At 60.1% G+C, this 10582-nt stretch carries 6 protein-coding genes; all 6 read left to right on the top strand.

Going from position 1 to position 10582, the window contains the following annotated elements; translation table 11 throughout:
* The first annotated feature begins 661 nt into the window (after positions 1 to 661).
* The 6 genes from H1B37_RS25440 to egtB all read left to right on the top strand — a co-directional run bounded on the left by H1B37_RS25440 (position 662) and on the right by egtB (position 10578).
* The gene (locus H1B37_RS25440; protein WP_182870088.1) at positions 662 to 2515 is read left to right on the top strand and encodes an AMP-binding protein; all 1854 of its coding nucleotides are present in this window, start codon (positions 662 to 664) and stop codon (positions 2513 to 2515) included.
* A complete protein-coding gene (locus H1B37_RS25435; protein ID WP_182870087.1) occupies positions 2512 to 3831 on the top strand; it encodes a thiolase family protein in 1320 nt (439 codons plus the stop codon). The genes H1B37_RS25440 and H1B37_RS25435 overlap by 4 nt, the downstream gene beginning before the upstream one ends.
* 4 nt (positions 3832 to 3835) lie before the next feature.
* Positions 3836 to 5980 carry a 3-hydroxyacyl-CoA dehydrogenase NAD-binding domain-containing protein gene (locus H1B37_RS25430; RefSeq protein ID WP_182870086.1) on the top strand — a complete coding sequence of 715 codons (2145 nt, stop codon included), beginning with the start codon at positions 3836 to 3838 and terminating at the stop codon, positions 5978 to 5980.
* The gene (locus H1B37_RS25425; protein ID WP_182870085.1) at positions 5977 to 8004 is read left to right on the top strand and encodes an acyl-CoA dehydrogenase family protein; all 2028 of its coding nucleotides are present in this window, start codon (positions 5977 to 5979) and stop codon (positions 8002 to 8004) included. The genes H1B37_RS25430 and H1B37_RS25425 overlap by 4 nt, the downstream gene beginning before the upstream one ends.
* Before the next feature lie 55 nt (positions 8005 to 8059).
* Positions 8060 to 9037: a patatin-like phospholipase family protein gene (locus tag H1B37_RS25420; RefSeq protein WP_182870084.1), complete on the top strand. Its 978-nt coding sequence runs from the start codon at positions 8060 to 8062 to the stop codon at positions 9035 to 9037.
* A gap of 152 nt (positions 9038 to 9189) precedes the next feature.
* Positions 9190 to 10578: an ergothioneine biosynthesis protein EgtB gene (egtB, locus tag H1B37_RS25415; RefSeq protein WP_286178160.1), complete on the top strand. Its 1389-nt coding sequence runs from the start codon at positions 9190 to 9192 to the stop codon at positions 10576 to 10578.
* Positions 10579 to 10582 lie beyond the last annotated feature (4 nt).

The raw sequence follows: 10582 nt of genomic DNA, 5'->3' as shown, positions 1-10582 counted from the left end.
AAATGCCGCGAAGAACCCCTTTTTGCTTCGTCATCTTAGGTTCCTGTTGGACCACAGCACTAGTATTCCGGCCGCGGCTCAGTCATCCGTTTGGCTGGACAGTCGCCGTCCTCTCCGAGGTCGGCGGGGGCAAAGCTCCGCTCTTTCGGTACGCCGAGTTCGGAGAACACGGCGACTCTCTGATCGCATCGGCTACCCGAAAACCAAGCTGCGGCGGAATATGAGGGCCGAGTGAATTCCCCCCCCTCTTTTGTCACACCGCACATTGTGATAAACATCACAAGGATGTCTTGCGCACCCTTATTTTATTTTTACGCGTTTTCATTTGCCTTTAATGGCCTCTGGCATATGATTGAGTGCGTGAAGTGGGCGGCAATTTCGGCTCGGTTGCTGCCGCACCGCTAAACGGCTTCGTGTCTCCCCGACGGGAGTCGCGAGGCTGCGCAAGCGCGTCCTTTTCTCACTCCTCGCAGAGCTCCGTCTCGCCGGCGACGCCGGTGGCCCGGCCACCGCAATCGCCGGGCGAAGCGGGGCTCTCTCTCGGGCCGATTCGGCATCCGTAACCCGGAGCGCCGGATTCGAAGCGGTCGTGTCGACCACCAGGTTGATACCGCACAGAGATCAAACCAGGGAGGGGACCTTTTCCGAGGAGAGACCCGTCATGGTTGGACCGAGCGGAAATGATCACCCGACATCGGCATCCGATGGTGCCAAGGATCGATTGATTCGTCCCGGATCGGATGTATTGGGGACGATGCGCGATCGAGTCAGCGAAGAGGGCCGGTCGGCGGCGAAACATTCGGCGCGGGGATTGTCCAGCTATCGCAATTGCCCGGCGTTCGGATTGTTGCAGCATGCCGCCGACCAGTTGCCCGACCGATTGGCGCTCGTTTATGGCAGTGCGCGTTGGACTTACCGCGACTTAAATTCCGATGCGGTACGAGCCGCGGCGATGTTGCAGCGTCTGGGCGTCCGCCCCGGTGACCGGGTCGGATTGTTGCTGCCCAACGTCCCGGAATACATCATTGCGGCCAACGCGATCTGGCGTGCCGGCGGGATCGTGTTGGCGATCAGCCCGCTGATGGTCCGCAGCGAAGTGGATGCGTTGCTGCGAAAGACCAAGTGTCGACATGTCGTCTGTTTGGATTTGTTGTCCAATCTGTTGCCGGACTCTGCGGGCGATGATTCGGCGGGTCCATCACCGCTGCGGACGACGTTGTTGGTTTCGATTCGCAAACAATTGCCCGCTCATGAGCAGCTCGGGTATTTGATCAAACGCGGTTACCAGTGGTTACAGGCGCGTCCGCAAGGATCGAACAATCGCGTGGGATGGTTCTGGGAAGAGATCGCGACGATCGAACGTGCCTGGCAGCCGATCACGATCGATCCGGCTTCAGACCCGGCCTACATCCTGCCGACCGGTGGCACGACCGGATCACCCAAGGCGGTGACATTAAGTCATCAGAACATGGTTGCCAACGCGTGGCAGCAATATGTCTGGACGCGACGCTCGTTTGGCGAAGAAACGATGTTGGGCGTGTTGCCGTTCTTTCACAGTTACGGCATGTCGGCAACCGTGATGGGCGGCGCGGCGATGGCGGCAACGCTGGTGTTGCATCATCGTTTCAACACCAACAAGACGATTCAATTGATCGAGACGCATCGACCGAGTGTCTTTCATGCCGTCCCGGCAATGCTGGTGGCGATGAATGCACGGTTGCGCGAGCACCCCAGCGACAAACTGGATTCATTGCGTTGGATCATTTCCGGTGGCGCGTCCTTGGAGGAATCGGTCGCCCGCGAATTCACCGAACATTGTCGCTTCGGCCACGACGAAGACCAACACGTTGGGCCTCAAGTCGTCGAAGGATTTGGGCTGAGCGAAGCGTCACCGGTGACCCACGTCGGCCACTTGTTCCAGCAGCCGATCTATGGACGGATCGGATTGCCGTTGCCGATGACGGAATGCCGAATCATCGATCCCAACACCGAGCCCGGCCAACCGGAACGGAACGTCGACGATGGCGAAGTCGGTGAGCTTTGCGTGCGTGGTCCCCAAGTCATGCTGGGTTATTGGGGCGATCATGAAGCGACGCGGATGGCGATTCGCAACGGTTGGCTGCACACCGGCGACTTGGCGATTCGCCATGACGACGGTTGGTACAGCATCGTGGGCCGCAAAAAGGACTTGATCATCACCTCGGGTTTCAACGTGTACCCGAGCGAGGTGGAATCGGTGTTGTGCGAAGCGGAGAGCGTCAAGGACGCCGCGGTGGTCGCGATGCCGGACGAAACCCGCGGCGAGTCGGTGCATGCCTATATCGTCACCGTCGACGGTTCGCCCCCGGACATCGAGTCGTTGGAGGAACACTGTCGTAACCATCTGTCGGCGCACAAACGGCCACGGGCCTACACGCACTGCCCGGACGATCTGCCCCGGAACTTTTTGGGCAAAGTGATTCGCCGCGAGCTTCGCGAGATGCAGGCAGTCGATCAACAGAGGAGCATGAAATGAGTTCATCGAGATCAGAAACCAAACCGATCGCCGTGATTGCCGGCGCACGCACACCGCTATCCAAGGCGTTCACCGATTTGGCTGCGATCAGTGCCGTCGATCTCGGCACGCACGTGGTCACCGACGCGGTCGCCCGAGCGGCGGCCAAGTCCGAGTCGATGGACATCCGCCAGATCGACGAGCTGGTGATGGGCAACGTGGCCGGCCCGCCCGACGCGGCCAATCTGGCGCGCGTGATCGCGCTGTCGGCGGGAATGCCCAAGGAGCGGATCGCCCACACCGTCAACCGCAACTGTGCCTCGGGAATGGAGTCGATCATCGCGGCCTGGGATTCGATCGCCGCCGGGCGAGCGTCGCTGGTCGTCGGCGGCGGCACCGAGTCGATGTCGCAAATCCCGATGCTGTTTCGACGCGACGCGGCAACGAATTGGATGCGGCTGGCACGCAGCAAGACGCTGTGGCAAAAACTTCGGGCCCTGGCCGCGTTTCGCCCGCGACACTTCAAACCGGTCGCCGGAATCCAGCTCGGACTGACCGACCCGGTTTCGGGATTGAACATGGGCGAAACCGCCGAGGTGTTGGCCCGTGAATTCGGGATCACACGCGGGGAACAAGACGAGTTTGCGCTGTTGAGTCACCAACGGGCGGCAACGGCCCGCGAGAAGTGTTTCTTGTCGGGCGAAATCGCTCCGATCACCACCGGACAGGGACGCGTGGTGGAAAAGGACAACGGTCCACGAGACGGCCAGTCACTGGAACAATTGGCACGGCTGAAACCGCTGTTCGACTCCGCCGGCAGCGTCACCGCGGGCAACAGTTGCCCGCTGACCGATGGCGCCGCGGCATTGGTCCTTAGTGATGTGGCGACGGCGGAGCGATTCGACCGACCGCTCGGATACATCACCGACTACTGCATCGCCGGTTGCGATCCCCATCGCATGGGACTCGGTCCCGTCTATGCGACGGCAAAGCTGTTGAACAAGACCGGCATGTCGCTAAGTGATTTTGACCTGATTGAGCTGAACGAAGCTTTCGCCGCGCAAGTGATCGCCTGTGAAATCGCCGCCGCGTCGAAAACGTTTGCGACCGAGGAACTGGGCCGCTCCCAACCCCTGGGGCAGCTCTCTCGCGATGTGATGAACATCCACGGCGGCTCGATTGCACTGGGGCACCCCGTCGGAATGACCGGAACACGACTTGTTTTGACGCTCCTGCGCGCACTGCGTGAACGCGGCAAACAAATCGGCCTGGCGACCTTGTGCGTCGGTGGGGGCCAGGGTGTAGCCATGATCGTCCGAACCCAACTGGAGGACTGATACGATGACCCGTCAACAACTAACCAACCTCACGCTGTCCCTGGACGATTCCGGCGTCTACCGCATCGCACTGAACGTTCCCGGCCGACCGATGAACGTGCTGAACGAATCGGTGATGGCGGAACTGGAACAGGCCGTCAACGAGCTGGAAACACGCAGCGACGTCAAGCTGGTCGTGTTCAAAAGCACCAAAGAAAGTGGCTTTTTGGCCGGCGCCGACGTCGAGGCGATCGAGGCGATTGAATCGGCCGACCATGCCGAACGGTTGATGAAGCAGGGGCAACAGCTGTTTGATCGCATTGATCACCTGCCGATGCCAACCTTGGCCGTCTTGCACGGACCCTGTCTGGGTGGCGGATTAGAGCTGGCCTTGGCGTGCGATTACCGCGTCGCCCGCGACAACAGCAGCACCAAGATCGGATTGCCGGAAATCAAACTCGGATTGATCCCCGGTTGGGGCGGCACCCAGCGATTGCCAAAACTGGTTGGTCTGAAAGAAAGCCTGTCGATGATCCTGTCGGGCAAGCACCTTTCGGCATGCGACGCGATGAAGATCGGCCTGGTCGATCGGGCGATCCAGCCGGATCAATGGCGCGACGAAATCGTCCGCGTGATCGACACGCTTGCCGGCGGCGGTTCGCTGCGTCGCAAGCTGCCCGGTGCCGCTGCACTCTGGCGTCTGATCGAGCGAATTCCGCAGGTGCGTGGCCACATCCTTTCGCTCACTCAAAAACGGCTGGCGGGCAAGTCGAAACACTATCCCGCTCTAACCGCAGCGATCCATGCAATCGTCGACGGCTACGATGCTCACGCGGACGGCTTTGAGACCGAACGCCGGGAATTCTGCGACTTGATCGACACGCCGACCTGTCGCCAACTGTTGCGACTGTTCTTCTCGCGGGAACGTGCGAGGAACTTGAAGACTTGGACGCCGCATTCACTGGAGATGATTCACGGCGATCCGATCCGCACCTTGGGCGTGATCGGTGGCGGTGCGATGGGCGCAGGGATCGCCCAGGCCGCCGCGATTCGCGGTTACGCGGTGCATGTCAAGGAAGTCGATGCCGACGCGGCGAGTCAGGGTTCGGCGCGGATCGATCGGCTGGTCGCCGACTACGGGCGGCATAAAAAATTTGGTGCTGACCAAGTGCGTGAACTGCGCGATCGCATCAACATCGGGACGGATTTTGACGCGTTGGCGGACGTCGATTGCGTCGTCGAAGCCGTCGTCGAACGCATGCAGGTCAAACAATCCGTGTTGGCCGATGTCGAAAAGGCGGTCCGCAAGTCGGCAATCCTGGCAACCAACACGTCGTCGCTATCGGTGACCGAGATGGCCGCGTCGCTGAGTCGGCCGAGTCAATTCGCCGGCCTGCACTTTTTCAATCCCGTGCACCGCATGGAATTGGTCGAAGTCGTCCGCGGCGATGAAACCAGCGACGCGACGATCGCCCAACTGGTCTCGCTGGTGCGGGCGCTGGGCAAGACCCCGATCGTGACGACCGATTCGCCGGGATTCCTGGTCAATCGAATCCTGTTCCCGTACTTGGGCGAGGCCATCATGATGGTCCGCGAAGGCCACTCGATCGCGGTGATCGATCGCGAGATGCGAGATTTCGGAATGCCGATGGGACCGCTGCAGTTGCTCGACCATGTCGGCTTGGACGTCGCGCTGCACGTCGCACGGTCACTCGGGGCGGTGATGCGTGACGTCGATGACGTGGTCGACGTGTTATCGCCCTTGGCACGACGCAATGAAATCGGACTCAAGTCCAAACGTGGTTTCTATGACTACCGCGGCAAAAAGCCACAACCACGTGAGACCGCCGAAGTCGTGGACTTCATCGTCGAACCTGCGCGGCCGGAACGCTTTCTGACCGACGGCCTTTCGGATATCCAACGCAGGCTGGTGTACCTGATGATGGGCGAAGCGATTCGATGCGAGGAGCGTCGCGTCGTCGAGCACGCCTGGGCGATCGATTTGGCCATGGTGCTCGGTACCGGCTTCGCGCCCCATCGCGGCGGACCATTGGCCGTGGTCGATCAAATCGGGACGCAGACCGTGCTGGACAACATGGAACGTCTGCATGCGCAGTACGGCGACCGATTCACACCACCGGCATCACTTCAACTGGGAGCCAAGCAATGAGTTTAGAAATCGATCCGACCACGACCAATGCGACCGGACCGGTGGTGACATCGGGCAAGGCGGCCGGCAATGCGACACCGAAGTCTCCGGAGCGATCGCATGGCGACGGCAAAACGAACGCGACGGCGACGACGCCAAAGGAATCGTTCGCCGAGATCGCGCTGCGGCTGGGCGGTGCGTCGGTGGACGAAGCCCAACGGACCGGCGTGATCGACACCGCCGACGATCAGGTTGAAGACTTGTTCGCCGAACAATACAAGACGTCCAACAGTCCGATCCACCGAGCGATCTGGGATCGTCATGTTCCGGTCGAATTGTTCGAGCCCGAGTTGTCGCTGCCCAGCGAAGCGGTCGCTCATGTGGTCGACCGTTCGCTCAGCGTCGCCGCCGAGCACCGCCGCCGTGGATCCCTGATCGATGCACACGGCAAAATCAGTGATGAAGTGCTGCAAGATCTTGGCGATGCCGGCTATTGGGGATTGTTGGTCGGCCGCGAATACGGCGGTGCCGGTGCGACGATGCGTGATTTCGCACGCATGATCACACAGATGGCGACGATCGACCCGACCGTGGCCGGACTGGCATCGGTTCATGGCTGCATCGGCGCCGTCGATCCGCTGCGTGCGTTCGGCAGCGAGGAACAGAAACGTCGCTTTTTGCCGGGACTGGCCGACGGAACCCGCCTGTCCGCGTTCGCGCTGACCGAACCGGGGGCCGGCAGCGATTTGACGGCCTTGCGAACGACCGCGGTCCGCGACGGAGACGACTACGTGGTCAACGGCGAAAAACTGTTCATCACCAACGCCACCTTCGGCCGAACGATCGGGTTGGTCTGCAAAATCGACGGCGTACCGAGTGTCTTGATCGCAGAACTGCCCGAGCGGGAGACCGATTCGTTTCGAATTAACCGTTACGGCATCTTTGCACTCAAAAGGGCGCAAAACAACGGGCTGGTGTTCAAGGACTTTCGTGTTCCGGCCGCCAACCGTTTGATCCCACCCCACGGCGACGGATTGACGATCGCCTACCACGGCCTGAACCTGGGACGTGTCTCGTTGTGCGCCAACGCGGCCGGCGCGATGCGATGGATGCTGGCGGAGATGTTGCCGTGGGCCGGTTACCGCGAAACCTATGGACAAGCAATCGAGAAACGCGAATTGGTCCGACGTCGCGTCGGCCACCTGGCCGGTTTGATCGTCGCCTGTGATGCGTTGACGCACTGGTGTGCAAACCTGTTGGACCAGGGTTACCGCGGCGAAATGGAATGCATCGTCGCCAAGATCTTCGGCAGCGAAGCGCAAAAGGAAGCGGCGATCGAATTGTTCATGAAGACCCACGGAGGGCGTTCGTTCTTACAGGGACACTTGTTCGGCGACAACGTCCACGATTTCTTGGCCCCTTGCATTTACGAAGGTGAAGGCGAGATGTTGGGGATGGCGTTCTTCAAGTCGCTGGTCAAGCAGCACGGAAAAGAACACTTCGAACCGATCGGCAAAACGCTTCACCAGTTGGGCATCAAAGCACCCAACCTGGCCAACCCGCGCCACTTGTGGGCGTTGCGCCGCCCGATGCTGGGGTACACCAAATGGTACGTCGGACGAACGTTGCGTCCGGCTCGCTGGACGCAGCCATCCGCCGCACGCGTCGCGCACGAACTGGACCGCCATGTCCGCTTCGCGCAGCGTTATCTTTCGGCCAGTGGCATGGTCATCAGCGGCACGATGCGACGTCACCAATTGAAATTGGCCGACCGTCAATGTCGGATGTCGGCGCTTTCGCTGCAGATCCAGAACGCGGTCACCATGCTGGTCACCGCGTTGTACGCCGCCGGCCAGAACGACCCGGTCACGCGTGCGGCGGCCGACGCCGTCTGTCGTGAATTGCGGCGTCGCATCACCGGGGCACACCCCAGCGATCGCGATTTCCGCCAGGTCACTTCGTTGGGGGCAACGATTGCCGATGAAGGCTGGAACGAGCTTCGCGGCGTCGAATCGGGGGAAATCCTGCAGGGGTATAAGGAATGAAACTCGTGTCAGACCCGAGTCGGAGGACGTTTCATTGGACGAATTTGTGAAAACCATGCAAACGAGAGAGAATCGAGAACCGTTGTCGCTGGAGATCGGCGGGCGGCCGGAGCGCAATCGTAGCGCGGTGATTGCGCTCGGCGGCGGCGGGGCGCGTGGGCTTGCGCATTTAGGCGTCATGGAGGCGATCGGTGAATCGGGAGTTCGAACCGAGCGCATCGTTGGGGTCAGCATCGGCAGTTTGATGGGCGGCCTGTGCGCCGTCGATTCCGACATCAAACGGGTGCAGGCCAAAGCGATCGGACTCCTGCATTCGCCGGTCTTTTCAGAAAAATGTCGACAACTGATGGTAGCCGCATCCAAGGTGTCGGCGCGCGATCGGCGGGAATCACAACAGCTCGGACCGGCCGATTGGTTCTCGCTGTGGTATCAACGATTGGAACGGATCATGCGTCACGGGCACCGGCTGACGAAAATCATCCGCAGCCCGTCGCTGTTGTCCGACCAGATCTTGCATGAGGCGATCGAGGCCTTGATTCCCGACATCGATCTTTCGGAGACCCAAGTCCCGCTTAGCATCGTCGCGGCGGATTTGAAGAGCGGTCACCGCATCGTGCTGGAACGAGGACCATTGCGAAAAGCGATCCTGGCCTCCACCGCGATCCCCGGCTTTTTTCCTCCGATCCAGTGGGACGACATGTTGTTGTCGGACATCGGTGTACTGGACGCGATCCCGCTGTCGATCGCGAAATCATACGCTTCGGATTTAACGATCGGCGTCGATGTCGGCAGCACGGTGCAACGGATCGATACCTTTGGTACGGCGATCGACGTCGTGATGCGGATGGAAGAAATCGGCGAACGTCTGTGTCGACGCCATTCATTGCCGCATGCCGACATCCTGATCCGTCCCGATGTCGGTTACCTGCCGTGGTACGATTTTACCGATCCGTCGACGTTGATCGAATCGGGATTGCGAGCGGCAAGAGCGTCACTTCAGGGGCCGAGCGTCCGATCAGCAGTCGTGGCGTAAAACGTTCGCGAAGTTGGCAAAAATGTGAATTCGACATTTTTGTTGTAAGAATTCCTTCCCGACGCGGTTGTCTTTTAGAATCGAGTTCCTAGAAAGAACCGGCGTGATGGCGTCGTGACTTTGATTCGGATCGCGGAAGAAGGGATGACAACATGGCTGCGAAAGCTGGTACAGACGGCGGCGCCGACACCATAGCGACTGGCGATCCGCCTGCCGTCGATCTGGTCGATGACGCGGCGGTTGCAGATCCGCACCACGACGTGTTGATGGAACGTTATGTTCGGACGCGGCGGTTTTCAGAACAGATCGCACAGCCGCTGTCGGCCGAAGACTGTTCGATTCAATCGATGCCGGACGCCAGCCCGACACGATGGCATCTGGCCCACACGACTTGGTTCTTTGAAACCTTTCTGCTGAAACCGACCGGCGATTACCGGCCGCTGGATCCAAGTTTTGAGTCTTTGTTCAACTCTTATTACAACAGCGTTGGAGAGCAATACCCGCGCGACAAACGTGGGTTGATCTCGCGTCCCGATTTGGAACAGACGCTTCTGTACCGACGGTACGTCGACCAAGCCATGCAGACGCACTTTGGCTGCGGTGAACTGACCGACGATCAACGCCAGGTGCTGGAAATCGGTATCAATCATGAACAACAGCATCAGGAATTGATGCTGACTGACTTGAAACACGCGCTGTCGTGCAACCCGCTTGATCCGGTTTACCGCGAGGGAGAATGTGAGCATGTCGACACGATGCGGACTTCGTCGTGGATCGACGTCGATGCCGGTGTCGCCAAAATCGGACATGACGGCAAATCGTTTTGCTTTGACAACGAATTGCCGCGACACCGAGTTTTTTTGGAACCGTACAAAATCGCCAATCGCTGCGTGACCAACCGCGAGTACCTCGAATTCATGGAAGACGGCGGCTATCAGCGTCCAGAATTCTGGCTCTCACTGGGTTGGGCAACGGTCCAAGACAAAGGCTGGGAGGCGCCGCTGTACTGGTCCAAACAGGGATCGCGGTGGACGCAATTCACCCTGTCCGGCCGCAAGGCGATCCGATTGGACCAGCCGGTCTGTCATGTCAGCTATTTCGAAGCCGACGCGTACGCCCGCTGGGCCGGATGCCGTTTGGCGACCGAAGCCGAATGGGAACATGCCGTCTGTCGCGGGCTCCAGCGACCGTTGGCGGCGACACAATCCGGCCATTGGAGCGATGACCTGATCCGTTCCGGTCGCTGCATTCATCCGTCGTCTTGCAGCGTGGCAGATCGCGAGGACGCGGCCGACGATGCCCTGGGCGATGCGATGGGCAATGTGTGGCAATGGACCAGCAGCCACTATTCGGCCTACCCGGGTTACCGTGCCCCCGCCGGTGCCTTGGGTGAATACAACGGAAAATTTATGTGCAACGTCTTTGTCCTCAAAGGCGGATCCTGTGCAACACCCTCCGGACACGTGCGTCCGACATACCGGAACTTTTTTGCCCCCGAGTCTCGTTGGCAATTCACCGGAATCCGACTGGCCAAGACGTAACCGT

The sequence above is a fragment of the Stieleria mannarensis genome (assembly GCF_014154935.1).
GTDB classification, from domain to species: Bacteria; Planctomycetota; Planctomycetia; order Pirellulales; family Pirellulaceae; genus Stieleria; species Stieleria mannarensis.
This window is presented reverse-complemented; position numbering and strand designations above follow the sequence as displayed.

Bases quoted from the DNA above. Each gene is read 5' to 3' on its own strand.
- H1B37_RS25440 (WP_182870088.1), top strand. From the start codon at position 662: ATGGTTGGACCGAGCGGAAATGATCACCCGACATCGGCATCCGATGGT.
- H1B37_RS25435 (WP_182870087.1), top strand. From the start codon at position 2,512: ATGAGTTCATCGAGATCAGAAACCAAACCGATCGCCGTGATTGCCGGC.
- H1B37_RS25430 (WP_182870086.1), top strand. From the start codon at position 3,836: ATGACCCGTCAACAACTAACCAACCTCACGCTGTCCCTGGACGATTCC.
- H1B37_RS25425 (WP_182870085.1), top strand. From the start codon at position 5,977: ATGAGTTTAGAAATCGATCCGACCACGACCAATGCGACCGGACCGGTG.
- H1B37_RS25420 (WP_182870084.1), top strand. From the start codon at position 8,060: ATGCAAACGAGAGAGAATCGAGAACCGTTGTCGCTGGAGATCGGCGGG.
- egtB (WP_286178160.1), top strand. From the start codon at position 9,190: ATGGCTGCGAAAGCTGGTACAGACGGCGGCGCCGACACCATAGCGACT.